Here is a 23,384-nt window from a genome sequence, read left to right on the forward strand (position 1 = left end):
CCTCCCGTCCCGCGACCGGCCCCGCGGGCCGACCCGGCCGCAAAGATCACCGGGACGGCCAGCGCAGGTCATCCTGCGGTCACGATCTTGCGTCCGGGCTGTTCACGGCAGGTGTCCATCGGACAGACTCGCGTGGACCTGTCGGAAACGAGGGCCAAGGAGACGCGGGTGCGGGTGCTGATGGTGGAGGACGACCTGCGAGTCGCGTCCGCGTTGGGTGCCGCGCTACGCCGCCGGGGCTACGCGGTCATCCCGGCCACCACCGCGGCGGAGGCGGCCACGGCGGGGCCGGTCGACCTCGTCCTGCTCGACCTCAACCTGCCCGACCGGGACGGCCTGGAGTTGTGCCGGCAGATCCGCCGGCAGAACGAGGACGTCGCCATCATCGCGGTGACCGCCCGCTCCGAGGAGCGGGACCGGGTGGCGGGGCTGCGGGCGGGCGCCGACGACTACGTGGTGAAGCCGTTCTCGATGGCGGAGCTGCAAGCCCGGATCGAGGCGGTGTTGCGCCGGACGGCCCGCGCCGCGCGAGCCGAGACGGCGCTGGAGGTCGGCGACCTGCGGGTCGATCTCAACGCCCGGCGGGTCTGGCTCTCCGACCGGGAGGTGAGCCTGACCCGCAAGGAGTTCGACCTGCTGATGGCGTTGGCCCGGCAGGCGGGCACGGTGGTGTCCCGCGAGCGGTTGCTGATGGACATCTGGCAGACCACCTGGAAGGCCGGGCACACCCTCGACGTCCACGTTGCAGCCCTGCGCGGCAAGCTCGCGGACGCCGGCCTGGTGGAGACCGTACGCGGGGTGGGCTACCGGCTACGGCCGAGCTAGGCGGCGGATGGGATTCCCGTCGATTCTCAGATCATCCTCAAGAAATCTCTGAGGTTTGTTCGTGACCGGGACCACTAGCGTGTGCTGTCCGCACCGAGTCATCCCACCTGTTCTGGAGCTTCCATGAGAGACAGACGGACGACCATCTTCTCCGTCCTGCTCGCCGCCACCCTCGCGGCAGCTGTCGCGCCCGCGCCCGCCTACGCCGAACCAGCCGGTGTCACCGCCCAGGTCGAACCGAACCAGGTGCAGAACCTGACGGCCGTGCAGGGTGACGGCTACGCCACCCTCGCCTGGACACCGGTCGAGGGCAGCACCGACTACCAGATCGAGCGCACCCCGATCGCCGCCGACGGGTCGGCGACCGGCGCCGCCGTGATCACCGGCGTCTGGCGGCCGAACCGCCAGATCAACAACGAGTCACCGACCTTCGCGGACTCGGGCTTCAACCCGGGCGACCGGTTCCAGTGGCGGGTTCGCGCCCGCTTCGGCACCACCGCGCAGCCGTACTCGGAGGCGATCTCCGGCACCACCACCGCCCCCTGGGGCGACCCGAACGTGCCGGGCGAGAACCTGCGAACGCAGTGGGAGACCACCCTGGCGGCGCAGTACACCAGTGACGTCAACGAGTACGCCTACACGGCGGCGGTCGACGAGCTGAGCGACCGCGTCCGGGTGGAGGAGATCGGCCGGACCGTGCTCGGCCGGCCGATCAACATGTTCGTCATCGGCTACCCCACCCCGCCGGCCACGCCGGAGGCGGTGGCCAAGACCTCGCCGCTGCTGATCAACTGCAACGTGCACGGCAACGAGCCCGGTGACCGCGAGGGCTGCCTGATCATGGCGCGGAAGCTGGCCTTCAGCACCGACGCCCGGACGATCGACCTGCTGTCGCACACCACCGTGCTCATCGTGCCGACCATCAACGGTGACGGCCGGGCGGCCAACACCCGGGGCAACTCCACCGGGCAGGACCTGAACCGGGACTACTCGCTCATCCGCCAGCCGGAGAACGCCGCGTTCGTACGGATGCTGCGCGACTACCACCCGGTGGCCAGCTACGACGGTCACGAGTTCGGCAACTCCAACGCCGGTGACCTGCCCATGCTGCCGCCGCGACACCAGAACGTGGCCCAGTCGATCTTCGACGAGTCGCAGCACATGATCGAGGGCCACATGTACAGCCAGGGCGCCAAGGACGGCTGGTGGCCGTGCCCGTACGGGTGCACCGGCGGCGGAAGCGTGGGCCTGAGCGAGGAGACGATCCTTCGCAACACGGCCGGGCTCAAGAACGTGGTCAACTCGCTGCTCGAGCTGCGCAGCTCCGGCGGCCCCACCCGCCCGGACGAGGGCAACACGGCGAACAACCGGCGGCGTAAGACCTTCTCCGCGATGTGGACGTTCAACCAGTTCCTCGACTACCACCGGGCAAACCTGACCGCAATCACCACGGCTCGGGCCGAGGCGATCAAGTTCCAGGTGTCGAACACCGGCCGGATCGTCTTCCGCGGGTCCCGCCCGATCGAGGCGTACCCGGCCCCGCACCCGGGCGACGCTCCGCCGCCGGTCGACGCGCCGCAGAGCAACCTGATCCTGGACAACGCACCGTGTGCGTACAAGCTCACCGAGGAGCAGTACAACGGGGCGCGCACCGACGGTCCGGCCGGCCTGCGTACCACGGTGGCCGAGCGCATCGCCGCGCACGGCTGGCAGGTCGTCAAGACCGCCGACGGGTACGTCGTCCCGCTGAACCAGCCGGAGCGGGGCCTGATCCCGCTGCTGCTCGACGGGCTGGGTGTCGAGAACCTGGTGGCCGGCGAGCGGGTGTACCCGACCGCGACCGGCAAGCACAACGGCCAGCTGGTCGTCTCCGGCTTCACCTGCCTGAAGGACGCGACGGTGAACGGTCCGGTCCGGGTCCAGCCGGGCGCCACGCTGATCGCGACCGGCTCGTCGTTCACCGGCCCGGTCGAGGCCAACGGCGCCGCCGGGGTCTTCCTGACCGACAGCAAGGTCACCGGCCCGGTCCGGATCACCGGCGCCAGCGGCCCGGTGGTGGTCGCCGATGCCACGGTCACCGGCCCGGTCGAGGTGTCCAACAACCGGGGCGGCGCGCCGCTGCTGGCCGGCAACACGGTCACCGGCCCGCTGTCCTGCGGCGGCAACACCGCGGCTCCGGTGAACCTGGAGCTGGCCAACTCGGTCACCGGCCCGAAGAGCGGCCAGTGCGCTCGCCTGTGACCCGTTGATCGTCGTACCGGCCGGCCCGTCCGCAGGGCCGGCCGGTACGACCCGACCCGATCTGGAGTGAACGCCGTGGACCAGCTCGCCACCGCACCGTCCCGCCCCCGCCGGGCGGCCCGCCGTCGTCACCCACGGCGCCGGCTGGCCGCGCTCGCCGCGGTGGGTCTCTCCCTGGTACTCGCCGGCACGGGCTGCTCCGGCGCCGCCGGCCGGCCGACGGTCGGCGCGGTCGCCGCGACCGGTGGCGCGCCCATCCTCCGTGGGTCGCTGTGTGACCTGCTGCCGTCGGGCACCGAGCCGGGCAACCCGGCGTCGCTGGCCGGTGAGCCGCCGGAGACGGCCCTGCAGTGGATTCCCGTGGTCACCAGGTTCGAGGCGGCGGTCCGGGCCGCCGACCTGGCGGGCGAGCTGCACGGCAAGCAGGGCGTGACCGTCCTCGCCCCCACTGACGACGCGTTCGAGGCGCAGTTCTCCGAGGACAACCTGGACCAGCTCTTCCTCGCCGACAAGGACAAGCTCCGCGACCTGCTCCGCGAACACCTCGTCGCCGGATCGCTGTCCCTGTCCGACCTGGTGGCCGCCGGCGAGGTGACCACGCTCGCCGGCACGAAGATCAAGGTCACCGGCGGCGGGACGACGGCTCGCCTGGGCGACAAGGCCGACACCGTCTGCGCCGACTACCGGGCGACCGGCGCGCGGATCCACATCATCAACCGGGTGCTCGGCAACCTGCCCGTCACCGCCGGCACCGGCGACGGGAGCCACTGAGCGGCGCACCCGCGTACGCGAGAAGGCCGCCGACCCCGTACGGGGTCGGCGGCCTTCGTCGTCAGCCGGAGGTCAGCGCTCGCCGGCCGGGACGTAGTCCCGCGCGGCGGAGCCGGTGTAGATCTGCCGCGGGCGGCCGATCTTGGTCTCCGGGTCGTTGATCATCTCGCGCCACTGGGCGATCCAGCCGGGGAGCCGGCCCAGCGCGAACAGCACCGTGAACATCTTGGTCGGGAAACCCATGGCCTTGTAGATCAGGCCGGTGTAGAAGTCCACGTTCGGGTAGAGCCGCCGGGAGACGAAGAAGTCGTCGGCGAGGGCGATCTCCTCCAGCTGCACCGCGAGGTCCAGCAGCGGGTCCGGCTTGGCCATCCGGCCCAGCACGTCCTGGGCGGCCTGCTTCACGATCGCGGCACGTGGGTCGTAGTTCTTGTAGACCCGGTGGCCGAAGCCCATCAGCTTCACGCCGGCCTGCTTGTCCTTCACCTTCTGCACGAAGGAGCGGACGTCGCCGCCGTCGGCCTGGATCTGCTGGAGCATCTCCAGCACGGCCTGGTTGGCACCGCCGTGCAGCGGGCCGAAGAGCGCGTTCACGCCGGCCGACACCGAGGCGAAGAGGTTGGCGTTGCTGGAACCGACCAGGCGCACGGTCGAGGTGGAGCAGTTCTGCTCGTGGTCGGCGTGCAGCACGAACAGCATGTCCAGCACGCGTGCCACCACCGGGTCGACCTCGTACGGCTCGGCCGGCACACCGAAGGTCATCCGCAGGAAGTTCTCGACGTAGCCCAGCGAGTTGTCCGGGTACAGCAGCGGCTGCCCGATCGACTTCTTGTACGCGTACGAGGCGATGGTCGGGACCTTCGCCATCAGCCGCACCGTGGACATCTCCACGTGCTCGGAGTCGAACGGGTCCAGGCTGTCCTGGTAGAACGTCGAGATCGCGCTGACCGCCGACGAGAGCACGGCCATCGGGTGCGCGTCGCGCGGGAAGCCGTCGAAGAAGCGGCGCATCTCCTCGTGCAGCAGCGAGTGCCGCCGGATCCGCTCGCTGAACTCGGTCAGCTGCTGCTGGGAAGGCAGCTCGCCGTAGATCAGCAGGTACGAGACCTCCAGGAAGGAGGACTTCCCGGCCAGCTGCTCGATCGGGTAGCCCCGATACCGGAGGATGCCCGCGTCACCGTCGATGTACGTGATCGCGGACGAGCAGGACGCAGTGTTCACGAAACCGGGGTCGTAGGTGGTCAGCCCGGTCTCCTTGAGCAGGGCGCCCACCTTGATTCCACCGGGGCCCTCGACCGCGGATTGCACCGGCATCGACAGCTGGCCACCGGGGTGGTCGAGCTTGACTTCCGTCATCTGTTCCTCGCTTCGCCGGCAAGATCTTCGTTGAGTTGCCTTCGCTTTTACCGTACTTACGGTCCAGAGGACACCGCTCGTCATGGTTCAGTGGTGAGGTATGCGTCACCCGATTCCCGACCGGCCGGCTCGGAAACCCCGTAGAACGCGGCCACCCCGGCGGGAGCCGGGGTGGCCGGGCAGGCTGGCGAAGGGCGTTCGAACGGGTTCAGGACAGCTTGAGTCGGCGCAGGCTACCGTCGGTGCCCACCCGGTAGATGTCCAGGCGGTTGGCCCCGGCGGCGAAGAGCCGGTCGTCCGGGAGGAAGGCCGCGAACCGCCGGCCGCCCTTGTCGGGCGAGACGACCGGGACGACCGCGCCGACGGTGCCGTTGACCGCCACCGCGAGCTTCGTCCCGTCGGGCACCGAGGCGGGCACCGTGCCCCAGACCAGGGCCGGCAGCTGCCCCGCCGCGGGGTCGACGGAGCGGAACGCGGCGAGGTTCGCCACGGTGGCCGTACCGCCGGCGGGCTTGTCGCCGACCCGGGTGCCGACCAACGGGTCCGGGGCGGGCGTGGCGGGCGGGGACGGCACCCCGCCGGAGATCCGCACCGGCTCGCCGGGTTGGTCGTAGAACAGCTTGTCGGCCTGCTCGCGCGGGGCCTGCTTCGCCGAGCGGCCGTCCACGTGCCAGGGGACGCTGATGTGGGTCGCGTCGGCGATGGTGGGCAGCAGGTCGACGTGCTGCCAGTTCCGGTCGTCGATCCGGCCCGCCTGCTGGCCGGGCTCCTTGACGAACATCGGCACCCAGGCGACCTGGTCGGCGGCGTGCTTGATGGCGTCCATCCCCCGGCCCTGCCAGTCCCGCAGGAAACTCACCCCGTGGTCGGCGGTGACCAGGACGAGGGCCTTGTCGTAGAGGCCGGAGGCCCGCAGCGTCCGCAGCGTCTCGCCGATGAGCCGGTCGGTGTAGCCGAGCTGGGCCAGGTGCCGCTGGCGGGCCAGGTCGACCCAGCCGGCACCGTCGTTGGGCAGGTCCTCCGGCGCGGCGTACTGCGCCCCCGACGGCAGGTACGCCCAGGGCGCGTGCGGCATCAGCAGGTGCAGGAAGTGCAGGGTGGGCCGCGACGACGGCTGCAGCCCGGCGAGGAAGCTGGTGAACCGGGCCGGCTGGTTGGCGTTCAGGGCGTCCCAGCGGAACTTCGGGTCCGCCGGGACCGGCTCGGCGGCGTCCAGCCCCGCCTCGGCCCGGGTCAGCTCGCGGTACGAGTTCTCCGGGTCGAGCCGGCTGTCCACCGGCGCGGTGACCTGGCGCAGCAGCTGGCCGCTCTCCCGGACCAGGACGCCGAGCCCCTGCTCCGGGCTGGCCGGCTGCTCGCACCGGCTGGGCGGGCAGAGCCGGGTGATGCTCTCCTCGGCCTTGATCTCGTACAGCCCGCCGAGGGCGGTGAAGAGGTTGTCCGGGTACTGCGAGTAGTGGGGGGCCACCGACTCGGCCGGGTAGCGGCCGGTCAGCATGGCCGGCAGCGCGTAGGGCGTCCAGCCGCTCACGCCGGTGGCGTTGCGGTACCAGGTCGACCCGGCGGCGAGTTCGGCGAAGTGCGGGTACTGGGTGGCGTCGATCCGCCCGTCCGGACCGAGCAGCGAGACCAGCGGCAGCTCGTCCAGGACGATCATGACCACCGGCGGGTGGGCGCCGGCGCCGGCCACCCCGGCGGACCCGGCGTGGCCCCTGGGCAGCACCACCGCCGAGGCCGGTGAGGCGAAGACGAAGAGGCCGACGAAGACCACCGGCCCGGCCGCGGCCAGCCGCAGCACCCGCCCCGGGGCCCGCCACCGCCGGTGCGCGGCCGCCGCGGCGATGCCGGCCACGCCCGCCGCCACCAGCAGCGGTACGCCACGCAGCGGCGTCGTGTGCCGCCCCACCTGGACGGCGAGGGCGGCCAGCAGCAGCGCCACCACGAGCGTGTGCACCACCGCCCGGCCGATCCGGCCGGCCAGCAGGCCGACCGCGCCGAGCAGGGCGAACGGCACGGTCGGCGCGATGGCGATCAGGGCCACCAGGAGCAGCACGTCGGCCGGGGAGGCGCGGTGGAACAGGAAGAAGTCCGGGCTGTGGCCGAGCACGTCCAGCAGCGGCTGGGTGACCACCAGCCCGACCAGCGCCACCACCTCCAGCAGCCGGCCCACCTCGTTACGCCAGTCCCCGCGGCGGCCGGACGGCGCCGGTGCGACCTCGCGTACCTCGGGGGGCGCGAGGGTCCGCTCAGCCACCTGTCACCACCTGGTAGAGCGTCCGGGTGCCGGACGGCAGCTCGACCCGGCGGAGGATCCGGCCGCGCGCCGCGAGCAGCGTCTCGAACACCTTGCGCCGGTAGTCCGGGAAGAGCCCGTCCGGCTTGTTGGCCAGCAGCCGCCGGGCCATCGGGTCCTCGGGGTGGACGAACTCCACCACCAGCGTGCCGCCGGGCGCGGTCAGCCCGGCGAACAGGTCCAGCACCTCCGCCAGCGGCACGTTCCGGCCGATCGCCAGATGGTGCACCAGCGCCAACGCGAGGACCAGGTCGGCCCGCGCCCGGCCGGCGAAGCCGGCCCGCTCGACGCCCCGCCAGCCCCCGCCCGGCGACGGGTCGGCGAGATCCATCACCAGCGGCAGGATCCGCCGCTCCCGCTCGTCCCGCAGCGCGCGGTAGAACCCGTCGACCACCGTCGGATCCTGCTCGACCGCGACGACGTGGTCGGCGTGCCGGGCGGCGATCCGGGCGTACCGGCCGTCGTTGGCGCCCAGGTCGAGCGCCAGCCCCGGCACGGTCACGGCCGCCGCCCGGTCGACGAACCTCTCCTTCGCCCGCCGGTCCGGCACCGAGTACGCGCAGGTGCGCTGGTAGTCCGACCAGTGGCTCTCCCCCGGCCGGACGTCCAGCCGGCGGACCAGCTTCTCGAGGCCGCGTACGGTCGCCAGGACCAGGTCCCGGGAGTAGCCGGCGGCCCGCAGCTGGGCACGGACGTCGCTGGTGCTGGCGTGCCCGTGGCGGGCCTGCATCGCGCCGTGCAGGTGGACGTGGGTGAGCACGCCGGGGCGCAGCCGACGCGTGCCGGAGAAGAGGCGGCGCATCTGATCCGGCTCGATGCCGTCGATCCGGGACCGCAGCCAGGGCTGGAAGTCCAGCCCGAGATGGGCCTGGAGCAGCAGCGGATAGAGCAGGGTCTGACAGAACTGCCGGTAGCCGGCCCAGGGTTCCCCGTCGCGGGCCGGTTCGAACGAGCCGACGTCGATGAAGACCGGCGTGGCGCCCCGCCACTGGAGGTTGTACGCCGAGCCGTCCTTGGTGGTGAAGCCGGCGGCCACGGCCGACCGCAACACCTCCAGGTGCAGCAGCGCGGCGTCGCGCAGCATCCCGTACGACCACTCGTACGGGTGCGAGACGAACGGGATGCGCTCGTGTCGCAGCACCGTGGCCCAGGGCAGGTCGACCGGTGCCGGCAGCAGTTCCTCCGTGCCACACACCTTGCCGGCGGCGAGCAGCTCCCGGAAGAAGTCACTGGCGGCGAGGGCCCGCCAGTCGCGGGCGGACCGCTCGTCGAGGCCGCGCAGCACCTCCCCCCGTCGGTGGAAGACCCGGTTGCCCGGGTCGCGGAAGGAGCCGGGCTCCAGGCGGGCGTGGGCGTCGGAGACGGCCACGCCGGTCAGCTCCGGTCGGTGGGCTGCCGGCGGAACCGAGCGACCAGCCGTCGCCAGTAGAGCTTCGCGGCCACCGCCGCGCCAGCCACCCCGCCGACCACCGCCTGCACGATCAGGCTGCCGGAGCCCGCATCCAGGTAGGCCAGGTGCGTCACGGCTGCCCCCTTCCCTCACCGTTGATGGAGGCCGACCCGATATAGGGGCTTTCGGCCTTTTAGCCGGACTTGTCCTTTACCGTACGCCGCCGAACCGGCCCGTGTCGGGCACACCCGACACTCCGCCCACGTCCGTTCCGTTCAAGACGCCCCGACCTCGCCGCCCCTACCGTGGCGGCCATGACACCGCATTTCGACCTGATCGGCATGGCCGTCACCGACATGGGCCGCACCCTGGACTTCTACCGCCGGCTGGGGCTGGCGATCCCGTCCGGCGCGGAGCGCGAAACACACGTGGAGATCGTCTTGGCGAACGGCGTCCGGCTGGCGTGGGACACGGTCGACCTGATCCGCACCTTCGACCCCGGCCGCACCCCGGCCGCCGGAAGCCCCCGGGTGAACCTTGCCTTCCGCTGCGCCGACCCGGCCGAGGTCGACCGCTGGTACGCCGAGATGACCGCCGCCGGCCACCACGGCCACCTGCCGCCCTGGGACGCCGTCTGGGGCCAGCGCTACGCCGTCCTCCACGACCCGGACGGCAACGGCGTCGACCTGTTCGCCCCGCTGCAAGCCAGTTGATCAAGGAGTTTGCGGCCAAGCTGATCTCCAACCCGACGCGAACTCCTTGATCAACGCCGCTGGGTGAGGTGGGTCGGGGGGACGCCGGTCAGGTGTTTGACCTCGCGGGTCAGGTGGGCCTGGTCGGCGTACCCGGCCAGCGCGGCGACCTCGGCCAACGGGGTGCCGGCGTGGGCCAGGTCGAGGGCCCGGCGCATCCGCAGGATGCGGGCGAGGGTCTTCGGGCCGTACCCGAAGAGGGCCTGACTGCGCCGGTGCAGCGCCCGCGCGCCGAGGCCCACCTCGGCGGCCGTGGCGGCCACGGTGGCGCCGGCCGCCAGCCGGGCGGCGACCCGCGCGCCGAGCGGGTCGGGCCCGCCGGCGTCGCGCAGCCGCGCCACCGCGACCGCCTCCAGCACCGCGGCCACCGCCTCCGCGCGGCCCGGCCAGTCCGGCGCCACCACGCGCCGCGCCACCGGTGCCGCCCACCCGCTCGCCTCCTCGGTGCCCGGCGCGAGCGAGCCGGTGCCGGAGCGGTCAACCCGGTCGGCCAGCTCGGCGGCCGCGCGGCCCCACAGGTCGGCGAGCGGGACACGTAGGTCCCGCAACTCGTCGGCGGGGACGCCGAAGACGGCGGGACCCGTGCCTGGCGGCAGCCGCAGCCCGACCCACCGCTCGCCGAGGCAGCTGACGGAGAGCTGGGCGGTCCGATCAGGACCGGCGACCAGCAGCCCGGCCTGGCTGGACCAGAGCAGGTCGAGGCACCCGTCCGGCAGCACCCGGGTCGCCGCCCCATCGCCGACGCTCTCCCACACCACCGCCCCCCGAACCCCCGCCGCCGCCCGTTCCCGATACATCACCCCACCCTGCCACCCCCCACCCCCACCCACCCACCCCACCCCCCACCCCCCACCGACCCCGCTGATCATGAGGTTGCCGGCCGGCCGCCCGGCGTGTCGCGACGACAACCTCATGATCGTCGGGGCAAAGCGGGGCAGGTGGAGAGGGAGGGAGGGAGGGAACCGGGGGGAACAGGTTAGGGGCGGTGGTGGTGCATGGCCAGGCGGAGCAGGAGGAAGCGCAGGGCGGTGGCGGCGAGGTTCGCGGCGATGAGGACGGCCAGTTCCAGCGCCCGGGGCGGGGCGGGCGCGGTGCCGTGCAGGAGCGCCAGGGAGCCGCTGGTCAGGGCCAGGCCGAGGGCGAAGGCGAGCAGCCCCTGGAGGTGGTGCCGGCCGGCGTGGCGGCGGCCCGTGACGCCGAAGGTCAGCCGCCGGTTGGCGGCCGTGTTGGCCACCGCCGTGACCAGCAGCGCCAACAGGTTCGCCGGCTGCGCCCCGAGCGGACCCCGGGCCAGCACGAACAGCACCAGGTACGCGAGGGTGCTGGCCACCCCGACCGCGGCGAACCGGGCGACCTGCCGGGGCAGCCCGACCGGCACCTGCGCCAGCGGCGGGTGCAGCGGCGCCCGCCCGAGCTGTTCGCGCAGCTCCGCCAGGGGCAGCGCGCCGGTGATCAGCGCCCGACCGAGCCGCCCGATGCCGCGCAGGTCGGCCAGGGCGGTGGCCACGATGTCCACCCGGCTGTCCGGGTCGTCCACCCAGTCCACCGGCACCTCGTGGATGCGCAGGCCGGCGCGCTGCGCCAGGACCAGCAGCTCGGTGTCGAAGAACCAGCCGGTGTCCTGGACCAGCGGCAGCAGCCGGGTGGCCACGTCGGCGCGGATGGCCTTGAACCCGCACTGCGCGTCGGAGAAGCGGACCGCGAGGGTGCCGCGCAGCAGCAGGTTGTAGCCACGCGAGATCACCTCCCGCTTGGTGCCCCGGACCACCCGGCTGGTCCGCGCCAGCCGGGTGCCGATGGCCAGGTCCGAGTGGCCGGAGATGAGTGGCGCCACCAGCGGCAGCACCGCCGCGAGGTCGGTGGAGAGGTCCACGTCCATGTACGCCAGCACCGGCGCCGGAGAGGCGGACCAGGCGGCCCGCAGCGCCCGGCCCCGTCCCTTGGCGTCGAGGTGCAGCACGTTCACCTCGGGCAGCTCTCCGGCGAGCGCCTCGGCCGCCGCGAGGGTGCCGTCGACGCTGGCGTTGTCGGCCACGGTGATCCTGAACGGGTACGGGAAGTGCGCGGTGAGGTGGGCGTGCAGCCGCCGGACGCACGGCCCGAGGTCGGTCTCCTCGTTGTAGACCGGGACCACCACATCCAGCACGGCGGTCGCCGTCGCCGGGGCCTGCGCCCCGGCCCGGGGTTCGCTCGTCCAGGTCACGGTCAGCCCTGCTTCCCGCTGCTCAGGTCGTACACGGTTACGCCGTCGACGGTCCGGGCGGTGAAGTTGTCGGCGACCCAGGTGGCGATCTCCTGGGCGGCGTTGCTGCCGCCGTTGGCGCGGAATCCGCCGCCGCCGATGAAGTAGTGGATCCGCCCGTCGGCGACATACCGCTGGAACTGGGCCAGGGTCGGGGACGGATCGCTGCCGTTGAAGCCGCCCACCGGCATCACCGGCCGTTCGGTGGCGAGCTGGTAGCCGGAGGCGTTGTTCGAGCCGACGGTCGCGGCGGCCCAGGTGTACCGGTCGGCGTCGGCCGTCAGCAGCGCCTTCAGCTCCGCGCTCGGTTCGCGAGCGTCGAGCAGCCCGCCCATGCCGCCACCGCGCGCCGACCGGCCGCCACCGGCGAACTGGCCCTGGCCACCGGGAAAGCCGGGGAACTGACCGTTCCGGCCGGTGCCGCCGTTCTGCCCGATGCCGCCGTCCTGCCCGACGCCGCCGTCCTGCCCGACGCCGCCGTCCTGCCCGGTGCCGTCCTGGCCGCCGGGAGAGCCCGGGAACTGACCGTTCGGACCGCCACCTCCCGGGAATCCCGGGAACTGCCCCGACTGGCCCGTGCCACCGCTCTGGCCGGGAAGACCGGGGAGCTGTCCGGCCGGACCTTCGCCGCCGGGCGCGCCGCCGCCCCGGAAGCCGGGGAACTGGCCGCCGCCGGGAAAACCGCCGCGGCCCGGGCCAAAGTCGCGCGCCACGAACGGTCCGGCGCTGGGGATCGCTCCGGTGTGCGGGGTCGACGCGGTCTGGAGCGAGTACGCGACCGGGCCGGCGAGGGCCGCCGCCGCGCCGAGCACCAGCAGCAGCGGCGCCACCCGGCGGGGCAGCCGGTCGACGACCACCAGCAGCACGGCGGCGGCCAGGCCGACCAGCAGCACGACGGTACGCAGCCACGGGTACCAGTCGGCGCTGCGGCCGAGCAGCCGCCAGGACCACCAGGCGGTCACGGTCAGGGTGACGGCGAGCGTCACGGTGGCCGCCAACGCCCGACGCCGATCCGGGGCGGTGCGCGCCCGCCACAGCAGGGTCGCGCCGATGCCGACCAGCGCGCCGACCGCCGGGGCCAGGGCCACGGTGTAGTACGGGTGGAAGATCCCGGACATGAAGCTGAAGATCAGCCCGGTGACCAGCAGCCAACCACCCCAGAGCAGCAGCCCCGCCCTCGTCCGGTCGGTACGCGCCGCCCGCCCGGCCAGCACCAACCCGGCGACCAGCAGGAGCACCGCTGCCGGCAGCAGCCAGGAGATCTGACCGCCGACCTCGCTGTCGAACATCCGCAGCAGTCCGGTCTGTCCCGAGAACGGGCCACCGCCACCGCCACCGCCACCCATCCGGCCGGGGCCGACGCTGCCCTCCTCGTTGCCGGTGATCCGGCCCAGGCCGTTGTAGCCGAGCGTGAGCTCCAGGATGCTGTTGTGCTGTGATCCGCCGATGTAGGGGCGGGCGCCGGCCGGGACCAGTTCCACGATCGCCACCCACCAGCCGGCGGAGACCAGCACCGCCAGTCCGGACAGCAGCAGTTGCCGGATCCGCCGCCAGAGACCGGTCGGCGCGGCCAGCAGGTAGACCGCGGCGAAGACCGGGATCAGCAGGAACGCCTGGAGCATCTTGGTGAGGAAGCCGAGGCCGACCAGCGTGCCGGTCAGCACGATCCACCGGGTGCTCGCCGTCTCCACCGCGCGTGTCGTCGCGTACGCGGCGGCGATCAGCAGGAACACCAGCAGCGCGTCGGGATTGTTGAACCGGAACATCAGGGCGGCCACCGGGGTGACCGCGAGCACCACGCCCGCCACCAGTCCGGCGCCCGGGCCGTACCAGCGGCGGACGGCGGCGTACAGGACGCCGACCGAGGCCACCCCGAGCAGCGCCTGCGGCACCAGGACCGCCCAGCTGTTCAGCCCGAAGATCCGGACGGAGAGCGCCATCAGCCACAGCGCGGCGGGGGTCTTGTCGACCGTGATGGAGTTGGCCGCGTCGGAGGAGCCGTAGAAGAACGCCTTCCAGCTCTCCGAGCCGGCCTGCACCGCCGCCGAGTAGAACGCGTTGCCCCAGCCCGAGGCACCCAGGCCCCACAGGTAGAGCAGGGCGGTGGCCAGCAACAGTCCGGCCAGGGCCGGTCGCACCCAGCGGGGGTCGCGGCGGGGCGGCTCGGACGGCGTACCCGCCGCCGCCGTCGGCAGCGGTTCCGGGGCGGGGTCCGGGTCGGTCGTCGTCGCCTCCGGCGTGGGCACGCCCGGCAGGCTCTCTGTTCTGTCCATGCCGGCCAGCCTCTTTCGGGCCGCTGGCCAGGGCCAGTGAACGACCTATGCGTCGGCTGTGGAATCCGGCAGCAGCACCGTGAAGACGGTACGGCCGGGACGGCTGGACACCTCGACCCGTCCGTGGTGGGCCTCCACCACGGCGGCCACGATGGCCAGGCCGAGGCCGGTGCTGCCGTGGGCACGGGACCGGGAGCTGTCGCCACGGGCGAACCGCTCGAAGACCTCCGGCTGGAGTGCGGCCGGGACGCCGGGGCCGTCGTCGGTGACGCTCAGCACGACACCACCGGCCACCGACGCGAGCCGGGTGGTGACCGTGGTGCCCGGTGGGGTGTGCACCCGGGCGTTGGCGAGCAGGTTGGCCACCACCTGGTGCAGCCGGTGGCCGTCGCCGCTGACGCCGACCGGCTCGTCAGGCAGATCGAGCTCCCAGCGGTGGTCGGGGCCGGCCACGTGCGCGTCGCTGACCGCGTTCACGACGAGGACGGTGAGGTCGACCGGGTCGGCCGCGAGGGGCCGACCGGAGTCGAGCCGGGCCAGCAGCAGCAGGTCGTCGACGAGGCTGGTCATCCGGGTGCTCTCCGACTCCACCCGGCGCAGCGCGTGTGCCACGTCCGGCGGGACCTCGTCCCGGCCCCGCCGGGCCACCTCGGCGTACCCCCGGATGGCCGCCAGGGGGGTGCGCAGCTCGTGGGACGCGTCGGCGACGAACTGGCGTACCCGGGTCTCGCTGGCCTGCCGGGCGGCGAGCGCGGCGGCGACGTGGCCGAGCATCCGGTTGAGGGCGCCGCCGACCTGCCCCACCTCGGTACGCGGGTCGGTGTCGGCCGCCGGCACCCGGATCGACAGCGCCACCTCGCCGCGGTCCAGCGGCAGCTCGGCGACGCGGCCGGCGGTGGCGGCGACCCGGTTCAGCGGTCGCAGGGTGACCCGGACGATCAGCGCGCCGAGGCTGCCGGCGATGACCAACCCGGCGGTGACCACGCCCGCCTGGGCGACCACCATCCACATGACCGTCTGCTCCACGGTGGCCAGCGGGATGGCGAAGATCAGTACGTCACCGTCGGACGCCCCGCGGGCCACCGCGCGGTAGGCGCCGAGGTCGTCGACCTGGACGCTGTGCGGCTTGCCGTCGACGGGCAGGCGGGCCAGCGCGGTCACGTCGGCGGCCGGCACCATGACCGGGTCCTGGGCGCCCTGCCTCGACGCCGTGACCTGGCCACCGACGATCCGCACCGCGATGGAGTCCGGGGGAAAGCCGGGCGGGAGCGAGGGTGGATGGCTCTCGTCGCGCCGCTGTGGCAGGTCGAACGGGGATCGCCGGTCCTGCTGCCAGCGGGGCAGGTCGCCGCTGAGCTGGCTGTCGATCCGGGCGACCAGGAAGTGCCGCAGCGCCACCGTCGTGAGGCCGCCGATGCCGACGCTGACCAGGGCGAGCAGCGCCACCACGGAGAGCACCAGGCGGCGGCGCAGCGACCAGCCAGCCAGCCAGCGGCGCAGCCGCCCGGCCCGGTCACTCCGCGGGCTTGAGGACATACCCGGCGCCCCGCAAAGTGTGGATCATCGGCTCGCGGCCCGCGTCGATCTTCTTGCGCAGGTACGAGATGTACAGCTCGACCACGTTGGCCTGGCCGCCGAAGTCGTAGTTCCAGACCCGGTCGAGGATCTGCGCCTTGCTCAGCACCCGGCGCGGGTTGCGCATCAGGTAGCGCAGCAGCTCGAACTCGGTGGCGGTGAGGGTGATCAGGTCGTCGCCGCGGCGTACCTCGTGGCTGTCCTCGTCGAGGCTGAGGTCGCCGACGGTGAGCACGGCCTCCTCGCGGGTGGCGACGGCGAACCCGGAGCGGCGCAGCAGGGCGCGCAGCCGGGCGATCACCTCCTCCAGACTGAACGGCTTGGTGACGTAGTCGTCGCCGCCGACGGTGAGCCCGGCGATCCGTTCCTCCACCGCGTCCCGGGCGGTCAGGAAGAGCACCGGCACGGTCGGAGTCTCCTCGCGCAGCCGCCGCAGCACCTGGAACCCGTCGAGGTCGGGAAGCATGACGTCGAGCACCACCGCGTCCGGCTTGAACTGCCGGGCTGAGCTGATCGCGGCCATCCCGTTGGCGGCGGTGGCCACCTGCCAGCCCTCGTAGCGCAGGGCCATCGAGAGCAGGTCGGTCAGCGTCGGCTCGTCGTCCACCACCAGCACGCGCACCGGTTCGCCGTCCGGTCGCCGCAGCTCGACCCGGCCCTGCGCGGCCTGCCCGTCCATGACCATGTCCCCAATCGTGGGCGTGTCCGCTGTGCCGAGCCTGTCCCGATCCTGTGTACCAGCTGTGCGGGCAGGAGGGTGATCCGGCCGGCCGGCTCACTCGGTGGCGCCGAACGGTTCGGTGCGCACGTACCGCATGGTCCAGATGCCGCAGCCGTCGCGGCGGTCCCGTTCGTAGAGGTGGTCGGTCTCGCCGCCGCCGGGGGCGGGGCGGCCCGGGTGGCGCATGATCCACCGCGGCGGCGGCGCCCCGGTCGGGTCGGCCGGCAGGTCCCGGACCAGGTCGTCGGCGGGCCCCCCGACGAACCGTACGCGCACCAGAGCCACCCCGGTCCTCCGCTTCCCCGCCGACCCGCGACGGCACGACGCCCCTGCGGGGAAGCTACCCCGCGCAGACCGCCCCCGGCCGGGAAACCATCGGCGGTTTGCGCTGGTCGGGACGGGGGTACCGCGATCTCGCGGGGCCGGGCGAACGGTCCACGGGCGGGGCGGACGAGGAGAGATCGATGCGGACGCTGGCCGGGCGGTACGACCTCGAACGGCGCGTCGGCGTCGGCGGGATGTCGGAGGTGTGGCAGGCGCACGACCTCGTGCTGGACCGGACCGTCGCGGTGAAGTTGATCTCACCGGGGCTGGCCGGGGCGGACACCTCGCCGGAGCGGATCCGGGCGGAGGCCCGCTCCGCCGCCCAGCTCGTGCACCCGAACGTGGCCAGTGTGCACGACTTCGGCACCGCGACGGCGGAGGACGGCCGGGAGCTGCCGTACATCGTGATGGAGCTGGCCGAGGGTGAGACGCTCGCCGAGCACCTGCGCGACGGTCCGCTGGACTGGCGGATCGCCGCGCGGGTCTGCGCCGAGGTGAGCGCCGCGCTCTCCGCCGCACACGCGCACGGCATCGTGCATCGCGACGTGAAGCCGGCGAACGTGATCCTCGCCCCGTCCGGGGTGAAGGTGCTCGACTTCGGCATCGCCACCCCGGCCGGCGTCCCCGACCACACCCCGGCGGGCATCGTGGTGGGCACTCCGGCGTACCTCGCGCCGGAGCAGCTCGACCGGCAGCCGGCCACCCCCGCCGCCGACATGTACGCCCTCGGCGTGCTGCTCTACTACTGCCTGAGCGGCCGGCTTCCGTACGCCGCCGGCAGCACCACCCAGTTGCTCGGCGTGCGCCGCCGTCGGCCGCCGGAGCCGCTGCCCGAGATCGCCGGCCTGCCGGCCGAGATCGCCGACCTGTGCCGGCGCTGCCTGGCCGAGCAGCCGGCCACCCGGCCGACCAGCCTGATGGCCGCGCTGCTGCTCGCCGAGGTGGTGGACGCCCGGGTGTACGTGCCGCTGCTGGTGGCGGGGTCGCGGCGGCGCCCGGCGCCGGTGTCCTCCTGGACCGACCGGGCGGCCGGTGAGGCGACCGAGGCGATGGCCGCCGACGCGGGGCCGACCGGCGCGGCCCGCTGACTCCGGAGGATCGGCCTGTTTCGCGGTGCGGGGGCCGGGTAGCCGGGCGGGTGAGTGACGGGAGGAACGCGATGCCGAATCCGAGTTCCTGGCTGCCTGAGAGGGCCACGGCGACCGCTGCGGGGGGTCACGTAAGCACCGAGGACGGCGGGCTCTCCACGGCCCTGGCGTCCCCGCTGGCGCCACACTGCACCGGCCTGACGCCGGAGCAGTTGCTGGCCGCGGCGTTCGCGTCCTGCCTGCACCACGCGGCGGTGGAGGCGGCTGCCGAGATCACCGACGAGGCGCACACCGTCGAGGTGACCGCGGAGGCGAAGCTCGGCCGTGACGGCGACGGCCGGTACCGGGCCGACGTGCACGCCGAGATCTCCTCCGCCGGGCTGACCCGCGAGCAGCTGGCCGACCTGGCCGCCTGCGCCGATCGGCTCTGGCCGTTCTCCAGCGGCGACGCCAGCCGGCACCGGCTCACCGTCACCCCCGCCGAGAACGGGCGGCGCTGACCGTCACCAGCGGAAGCCGGCGGTCACCGCCCGGTGGTCGCTGTCCGGGGTGTGCAGCACCCCCGCCGCGGTGGGGGTGAGCCCCCGGTAGAGCACGTGGTCGGGGCGGGCCACCGGCAGCTCCGCCGGCCAGGTGAAGCCGAATCCCTGCCCGGCGTCGGCCTGCGCGTCGTGCAGCAGTCGGGTGAGCGGTACGAACACCCGGTCGGTGGTGGCAGTGTTCAGGTCGCCGAGCACCACCAGCCGGGAGGCGTCGTCGGCCCGCACGGTGGCGGCCAGCGCGGCGAGGGTCTCGTCCCGGGTGGCCGTGTGCCCGGCGCGGGCGGAGCCCAGGTGGACCACGTACACCACCAGGTCGCCCTGCGGGGCCGCGACCACCGCGCGCAGCGCGCGGTCCCAGCCCAGTCCGGTGTCCACGCCGACGGAGTCGCGGATCGGCCACCGGCTCCACAGCGCGACCGTCGTCACCGCGGCGCGGTGCGGGTACCGCTGGCGCAGCGCGGCGTCGATCCGGTCGTCGTCGTCGACCTCCTGCAGCCCGATCAGGTCCGGGTCCGCGGCGGCGAGCGCGCCGACCGTTGCGGCCGGATCGGGGTTCCCCGAGCGCAGGTTCTGGCTGGCCACCCGGAGCGAGGCCGGCCCGGCGGCGGCCGCCGGCGGCAGCCAGGTGCGGCCGTAGAGCGCGAGCCAGACGAGCGCCGGGACGAGCACCGCCAGCAGCGCGCGCCGGGAGCGGCGCAGCAGCGCCGCGAGCCCGAGCAGGGGTACGCCCAGCCCGAGCAGCGGGGTGGCGCTGTCGAGCAGGCTGCCCACGCCGTGCACGTTGGGCACCGCCCGGTGGCCGACGAACAGCACGGCCAGCAGGGCGGCGGCGACGATGACCACCAGCCCCCGCCGGTCCCGGCGACCGGCCGGGTCGCCGGCGGCCCGCTCATCGACCCTCTGCTCCGTCACCGTCCGCATCGTATCGAGCCGGAATGCCCGCGGTGGCCGGGATCCCGGCACATTCGGGGACGCCGGCGTACCGGCCGCTCAGCCGAGGAGGCGCGCGCCGGATGGCGAGGGTGCCGCTCCGCCGAACGGAGGATACCGAGTCGAGTCGCCAGGAAGCGGATCATGTGACCGCATCTATCCATTCTTTCCCACTATTACCGACAAACCCGAAAAGCGTAAGACGCGGCGTTCATGATTCACTGAGCGTAATACAGGGGTGGATCATGGCAAATTGTGGCGCATGCCACTAATCACCCCGATGGCTAGCGCAGGAAAGCTCTCTAGCCTCAGCGGGTGCACCCCCACCACCTCTCGCAGCAGCAACTGACCGTAACCTGCGTCTGTGGCCAGCCGGTCGACCACGCATCGGCCAAACGGAGGAGCGGGCGACATCGGACCCCGCCGCCTCGCCGCGGTCCGCTCACGTCGACGCCCGCCCGGATCGCTCTCACGGCCGGTGTGATCTGCGGTCTCGGCCTGATCGGCGGCGCCGGCGCCGGCGCCTGGGACACCGGGCAGCGCCACGAGCCGGTCCGCGAAGCGCTCGCCGACCGCGCCACCACCGAGCAGCGCGCCTCCCGCGATTTCGCCCGCACCACGCCACCGGCGGTGGCCGTACCGGCCACCCCGCCCCCGACGGCCACCCCGAGCCCGAAGCCCACCCCGAGCCCGAAGCCCACCAAGAAGGCGCCGAAGAAACCCAGCCGACCGACGCGCCCCAGCCCGGTCGCCGGACTGGACCAGCTCCAGATGGACAACGCCAAGGTGATCGTCGACACCGGACGCGCCATGCAGATGCCGCGCCGGGCGCTCGTCGTGGCCGTCGCCACGGCCATGCAGGAGAGCAACCTGTACAACCTGGCCAGCGACGTGCTGCCGGAGTCCTACAACTATCCGAACCAGGGCAGCGGCTCCGACCACGACTCGGTCGGGCTGTTCCAGCAGCGGCCGAGCAGCGGCTGGGGCACGGTCGCCCAACTGATGCAGCCGGCGTACGCGGCCCGCGCCTTCTTCTCGGCGCTCGCCGAGGTGCCGGGCTGGGTGAACCTCAGCCTCACCGAGGCGGCCCAGGCCGTACAGGTCTCCGCCTTCCCCGACGCGTACGCCCAGCACGAGCAGCGCGCCACCACGGTCGTCGCCGCGCTGGTCTGAGCCGAGGCTCAGGCAGCGCTCCACTCGGTCGGCCCGGTCGCGGGGTCACCGGGAGCCCCGGCGGCCGCCCGGGTCGCCGGCACCCCCGCCGCCGCCGTCGGGGTGTCCGCCGGCACCGTGTCGGTGCGTGCCCCGGAGAGCATCTCCTCCACCCGGGCCTCCCGCCGCCGGCGGGCCAGCAGCGCCGCCTCGACGTCGCGGCGCGCCCGCAGCGCCTCCGCGTACGCCTGCTCGCGGACCTGGCGGGCCTCCTCGCGGGCCGCCTCCAGTTCGCCGCGCGCCCGGGCCAGCAGCTCGGCGGCCTCCCGCTCGACCAGGGCCGCACCGGCCCGCACCACCGCGTCGTCCCCCGGCGCGGTACGCCGGCGCAGGAAGTCGCAGAGATACGTCGCCTCCTGCCGGATCCCGTCCCACTCGCGGTCGACGCCGCCGACGCTCTCCGCGCGCGCCGCGAGCCGGACCAACCGGATCCCCAGCTCATCCAGGCAGGAGTCCACCTGCCGCTGGTCGTAACCGGTGTCAACGACGGAGAACCTCATACTGTCGCCCCCCAGGCAGCTGGTGTCACTTCCCCCACCTGACGATGTTCCTGGGTGGCGGCCCCGGCCGCGGCGGTTCGCCAAAAATGTTCAGCATCCGAGCAGGGGACCCGATCGGCGGCTCAGGGCCGCTTCGGCAGCACCGCCACCCGGCCGAAGAACTGGTCGATGCGGTGCACCACGTCGTTGAAGTCGTCCAGGTCCATCGGCTTCGTCACGTACGCGTTGGCCTGCAGCGTGTAGCTGCCGAGGATGTCGGTGTCGGCGTTGGAGGTGGTCAGCACCACGATCGGGATGGCCCGCAGGTCGTCGTCCCGCTTGACCGCGCCGAGCACCTGCCGGCCGTCCATCCGGGGCATGTTCAGGTCGAGCAGGATGACGTCGGGGCGCCGGGCCTCGCGGTGCCGCCCCTCGCGCCGGAGGAACTCCATCGCCTCCTCGCCGTCGTTGACCACGTCGACGACCTTCTCGACATCGGAGTCGACCAGCGCCTCCTCGATCATCAGGACGTCTCCCGGGTCGTCGTCCACCACGAGGATGCGCACGGGGCTCAGGGTACGTGGACCCATGGGACACCTGCTTCCGTCTTGACGCCGGGAACCGGACGGTCACCCGCTGGCGGGGAAATCTAGCCGATCACGGGCCGGTTCGGCCCATCGCGTTCTCCTCGTGACCGAGGATCCCGGCCAGTCCGGCCATCTGGAGCACCCGGGCGACCCGACCGGTCGCCCCACCGGAACCTCGACGTCAGCGGCCCGGCCGGTCGACCCGGCCACGGTGATCCGGAGCTGGCAAGGGGATGGCCCCCGACCCTGGGACCAGGGGTCGGGGGCCGGGAGGATGGCTCAGCGGGCCGGAACAGGTTGCCGGCGCGGCCCCGACTCGCGCAGCTCCGTCACGGTGAGTGACTCGGCGTCGTCGGGCGCGCCGGAATCGGGCGTCTGGAAGAGATAGCGGACGAAGTCGCCGCCGGCCTCGTTGTCGTCCGCTCCGGGCCACTGCCCGACACAGTCGACGCCGACCACCTCGCGGCCGGTGCCGTCGGCCTCCTCAAGCAGCGCCCACAACGTCACCGGGTAACAGCGGGTGGCCTCCGGCGTGACCTGCCACCGCGCGTACCAGCCGGGGCGGGCGGGGACGATCTCAATGATCCTCTTCATGACGACCTTCCCTTCCGCGTGCATCGGAAGTCTTCCGGTCCACCCCGATCATGGAGCACCGCCGGGTGAGCGCTCCTCACCCCGGGCGAGTGAAGCTCGCCGGCCGCCGACGGCATCCGTTTCCTTCCCGGCTGCACCGGGAACACGGGCCGCGAAAGGCGGAACCGACGAGGAACGAGGTGCGACGATGCGCAAGCAGATGGAGGGCGACAACCAGCGCCGCCGGGCCCTGGCCCGGGACGCCCGGGAACGCGGTCGGCGGCCGAGCCAGACCGGCGCCAGCCTGAGCGCGTCCAAGCAGGTCACCTCGCTGGACCAGCGGGAACGGGCCGGCCCGCCGCCGGCCGGGCGACACAAGCCCAACACCACGCGCGGTGGTCCCGCGCCCCCGCCGGCCGGTGTCCCGGAACGCCCCCGGCCCCGTCCCGACTCGGCCCCGGGTTCGCGGGTGGCCACCCTGGGCTACCGGGATCTCGTCGACGACGTCAGCCGGCGCGCCGGGGTGGACTTCTCCACGGCCAAGGTGGCGGCCGAGGCGACGGTGCTCGCCCTCGCCTGCGCGCTCGGCGAGGCCGAACGCGAACGGCTGCTCGAGGCGGTGCCGCTGAAGCTGCACGACGTGGTGCCGGTCGAGGGCGTCGGACGGCACCAGGACCTGCCCGGCTTCCTGGCCGAGGTGGGCCGCCGCAGCCGCCTCACCCCGGAACAGGCGCGCTACCAGGCCGCGGCGACCCTGGCCGCGTTGGCCGACGCCGACGGCGACCTGGTCGAGTCGCTGAGCGTGCCGGACGAGTTGCGCGACCTGCTGGCGCCGGCGTCGCCCGGCGGGGGTCTGGTGGGCCCGGCGTCCGCCACCGCGCCCCTGAACGAACAGGAGTTGCGCGACGCGCTCGCCGGGCTGCGGTACTGGTCCAGCGACCGGCAGTCACTGGTGCGCACCATCGAACTGCCGGCGGGGAACCTGGACCGGGTGCTCGACCGCCTCGACCAGCTCCGGGGCGAGACCGGGCGCGGGCCGCAGATCGGCCGCCCCGACGCGGACAGCGCCGTGTTGACCGTACAGACCCAACAGGTCGACGGGGTGACCGCGCTGGACGTGGACCTGGCCCGGCGCATCGACGACGCCATCGAGGAGGCCGGCGCGGGCATGGCCGCCGGGTGAGCCGGCACCGGGCCGGCGGGCGGCGCG

The 23,384-nt window shown here is 73.5% G+C and carries 22 protein-coding genes; 8 read left to right on the forward strand and 14 right to left on the reverse strand.

Going from position 1 to position 23,384, the window contains the following annotated elements; all coding sequences use genetic code 11:
- The first annotated feature begins 168 nt into the window (after positions 1-168).
- The 3 genes from ACIRG9_RS06815 to ACIRG9_RS06825 all read left to right on the forward strand — a co-directional run bounded on the left by ACIRG9_RS06815 (position 169) and on the right by ACIRG9_RS06825 (position 3,837).
- Positions 169-825: a response regulator transcription factor gene (locus ACIRG9_RS06815; RefSeq protein WP_402851258.1), complete on the forward strand. Its 657-nt coding sequence runs from the start codon at positions 169-171 to the stop codon at positions 823-825.
- Between the two features lie 123 nt (positions 826-948).
- Positions 949-3,066 carry a M14 family zinc carboxypeptidase gene (locus ACIRG9_RS06820; RefSeq protein ID WP_402851261.1) on the forward strand — a complete coding sequence of 706 codons (2,118 nt, stop codon included), beginning with the start codon at positions 949-951 and terminating at the stop codon, positions 3,064-3,066.
- Positions 3,067-3,132: 66 nt separating this feature from the next.
- Complete coding sequence (locus ACIRG9_RS06825; protein WP_402851264.1) at positions 3,133-3,837, forward strand: fasciclin domain-containing protein; 705 nt, start codon at positions 3,133-3,135, stop codon at positions 3,835-3,837.
- Between the two features lie 72 nt (positions 3,838-3,909).
- Here the strand turns inward: ACIRG9_RS06825 and ACIRG9_RS06830 are convergent, their stop codons facing one another.
- From ACIRG9_RS06830 to ACIRG9_RS06845, 4 genes are all read right to left on the reverse strand, one after another.
- Positions 3,910-5,193, reverse strand: coding sequence for a citrate synthase (locus ACIRG9_RS06830; protein ID WP_402851266.1), 1,284 nt, complete (start codon positions 5,191-5,193; stop codon positions 3,910-3,912).
- A 208-nt stretch (positions 5,194-5,401) separates the two neighbouring features.
- Positions 5,402-7,447, reverse strand: a complete 2,046-nt coding sequence (locus ACIRG9_RS06835) for a sulfatase-like hydrolase/transferase (RefSeq protein WP_402851269.1) — start codon at positions 7,445-7,447, stop codon at positions 5,402-5,404.
- Entirely contained in the window at positions 7,440-8,855 is a 1,416-nt protein-coding gene (locus ACIRG9_RS06840; protein ID WP_402851272.1) for a class I SAM-dependent methyltransferase, read from the reverse strand. The genes ACIRG9_RS06835 and ACIRG9_RS06840 overlap by 8 nt, the downstream gene beginning before the upstream one ends.
- A 5-nt stretch (positions 8,856-8,860) precedes the next feature.
- Positions 8,861-9,010 (reverse strand): hypothetical protein, encoded by a 150-nt coding sequence (locus ACIRG9_RS06845; RefSeq protein WP_167666652.1) that lies wholly within the window; start codon positions 9,008-9,010, stop codon positions 8,861-8,863.
- A gap of 180 nt (positions 9,011-9,190) precedes the next feature.
- Here ACIRG9_RS06845 and ACIRG9_RS06850 point away from each other — a divergent pair, with 180 nt between their 5' ends.
- Positions 9,191-9,589 carry a VOC family protein gene (locus ACIRG9_RS06850; RefSeq protein WP_402851276.1) on the forward strand — a complete coding sequence of 133 codons (399 nt, stop codon included), beginning with the start codon at positions 9,191-9,193 and terminating at the stop codon, positions 9,587-9,589.
- A 50-nt stretch (positions 9,590-9,639) separates the two neighbouring features.
- On the opposite strand, the gene ACIRG9_RS06855 is transcribed toward ACIRG9_RS06850, so the two are convergent.
- From ACIRG9_RS06855 to ACIRG9_RS06880, 6 genes are all read right to left on the reverse strand, one after another.
- Positions 9,640-10,425, reverse strand: a complete 786-nt coding sequence (locus ACIRG9_RS06855; protein WP_402851279.1) for a helix-turn-helix domain-containing protein — start codon at positions 10,423-10,425, stop codon at positions 9,640-9,642.
- A 179-nt stretch (positions 10,426-10,604) separates the two neighbouring features.
- Positions 10,605-11,831, reverse strand: coding sequence for a glycosyltransferase (locus ACIRG9_RS06860; protein ID WP_402851282.1), 1,227 nt, complete (start codon positions 11,829-11,831; stop codon positions 10,605-10,607).
- Between the two features lie 2 nt (positions 11,832-11,833).
- Complete coding sequence (locus ACIRG9_RS06865) at positions 11,834-14,143, reverse strand: ArnT family glycosyltransferase (protein ID WP_402851285.1); 2,310 nt, start codon at positions 14,141-14,143, stop codon at positions 11,834-11,836.
- 45 nt (positions 14,144-14,188) lie between these two features.
- Positions 14,189-15,679: a sensor histidine kinase gene (locus ACIRG9_RS06870; protein ID WP_402851287.1), complete on the reverse strand. Its 1,491-nt coding sequence runs from the start codon at positions 15,677-15,679 to the stop codon at positions 14,189-14,191.
- Entirely contained in the window at positions 15,657-16,397 is a 741-nt protein-coding gene (locus ACIRG9_RS06875) for a response regulator transcription factor (RefSeq protein ID WP_402851900.1), read from the reverse strand. The genes ACIRG9_RS06870 and ACIRG9_RS06875 overlap by 23 nt, the downstream gene beginning before the upstream one ends.
- 96 nt (positions 16,398-16,493) lie before the next feature.
- Positions 16,494-16,715 carry a hypothetical protein gene (locus tag ACIRG9_RS06880; RefSeq protein WP_402851290.1) on the reverse strand — a complete coding sequence of 74 codons (222 nt, stop codon included), beginning with the start codon at positions 16,713-16,715 and terminating at the stop codon, positions 16,494-16,496.
- A gap of 188 nt (positions 16,716-16,903) precedes the next feature.
- Here ACIRG9_RS06880 and ACIRG9_RS06885 point away from each other — a divergent pair, with 188 nt between their 5' ends.
- Both ACIRG9_RS06885 and ACIRG9_RS06890 read left to right on the forward strand, forming a co-directional pair.
- Complete coding sequence (locus tag ACIRG9_RS06885) at positions 16,904-17,851, forward strand: serine/threonine-protein kinase (protein ID WP_402851293.1); 948 nt, start codon at positions 16,904-16,906, stop codon at positions 17,849-17,851.
- A gap of 71 nt (positions 17,852-17,922) precedes the next feature.
- The gene (locus ACIRG9_RS06890; RefSeq protein WP_402851296.1) at positions 17,923-18,351 is read left to right on the forward strand and encodes an OsmC family protein; all 429 of its coding nucleotides are present in this window, start codon (positions 17,923-17,925) and stop codon (positions 18,349-18,351) included.
- 3 nt (positions 18,352-18,354) lie between these two features.
- Here ACIRG9_RS06890 and ACIRG9_RS06895 read toward each other — a convergent pair whose 3' ends face one another.
- Positions 18,355-19,305, reverse strand: coding sequence for an endonuclease/exonuclease/phosphatase family protein (locus ACIRG9_RS06895; RefSeq protein ID WP_402851299.1), 951 nt, complete (start codon positions 19,303-19,305; stop codon positions 18,355-18,357).
- Between the two features lie 333 nt (positions 19,306-19,638).
- Between ACIRG9_RS06895 and ACIRG9_RS06900 the strand changes: the two genes are divergently transcribed.
- Positions 19,639-20,496 carry a hypothetical protein gene (locus tag ACIRG9_RS06900; RefSeq protein ID WP_402851302.1) on the forward strand — a complete coding sequence of 286 codons (858 nt, stop codon included), beginning with the start codon at positions 19,639-19,641 and terminating at the stop codon, positions 20,494-20,496.
- A gap of 8 nt (positions 20,497-20,504) precedes the next feature.
- Here the strand turns inward: ACIRG9_RS06900 and ACIRG9_RS06905 are convergent, their stop codons facing one another.
- The 3 genes from ACIRG9_RS06905 to ACIRG9_RS06915 form a co-directional block, all read right to left on the reverse strand.
- A complete protein-coding gene (locus ACIRG9_RS06905; protein ID WP_402851305.1) occupies positions 20,505-21,035 on the reverse strand; it encodes an ATPase in 531 nt (176 codons plus the stop codon).
- A 122-nt stretch (positions 21,036-21,157) separates the two neighbouring features.
- The gene (locus ACIRG9_RS06910; RefSeq protein ID WP_402851308.1) at positions 21,158-21,604 is read right to left on the reverse strand and encodes a response regulator; all 447 of its coding nucleotides are present in this window, start codon (positions 21,602-21,604) and stop codon (positions 21,158-21,160) included.
- A gap of 276 nt (positions 21,605-21,880) precedes the next feature.
- On the reverse strand, positions 21,881-22,195 hold the full coding sequence (locus tag ACIRG9_RS06915; protein ID WP_402851311.1) for a hypothetical protein: 315 nt from the start codon (positions 22,193-22,195) through the stop codon (positions 21,881-21,883).
- Positions 22,196-22,382: 187 nt separating this feature from the next.
- Here ACIRG9_RS06915 and ACIRG9_RS06920 point away from each other — a divergent pair, with 187 nt between their 5' ends.
- A complete protein-coding gene (locus tag ACIRG9_RS06920) occupies positions 22,383-23,357 on the forward strand; it encodes a DUF2267 domain-containing protein (RefSeq protein ID WP_402851314.1) in 975 nt (324 codons plus the stop codon).
- Positions 23,358-23,384: the final 27 nt, after the last annotated feature.

The sequence above is a fragment of the Micromonospora sp. NPDC093277 genome (genome assembly GCF_044765245.1).
In the GTDB taxonomy this organism is placed as follows: domain Bacteria; phylum Actinomycetota; class Actinomycetes; order Mycobacteriales; family Micromonosporaceae; genus Micromonospora.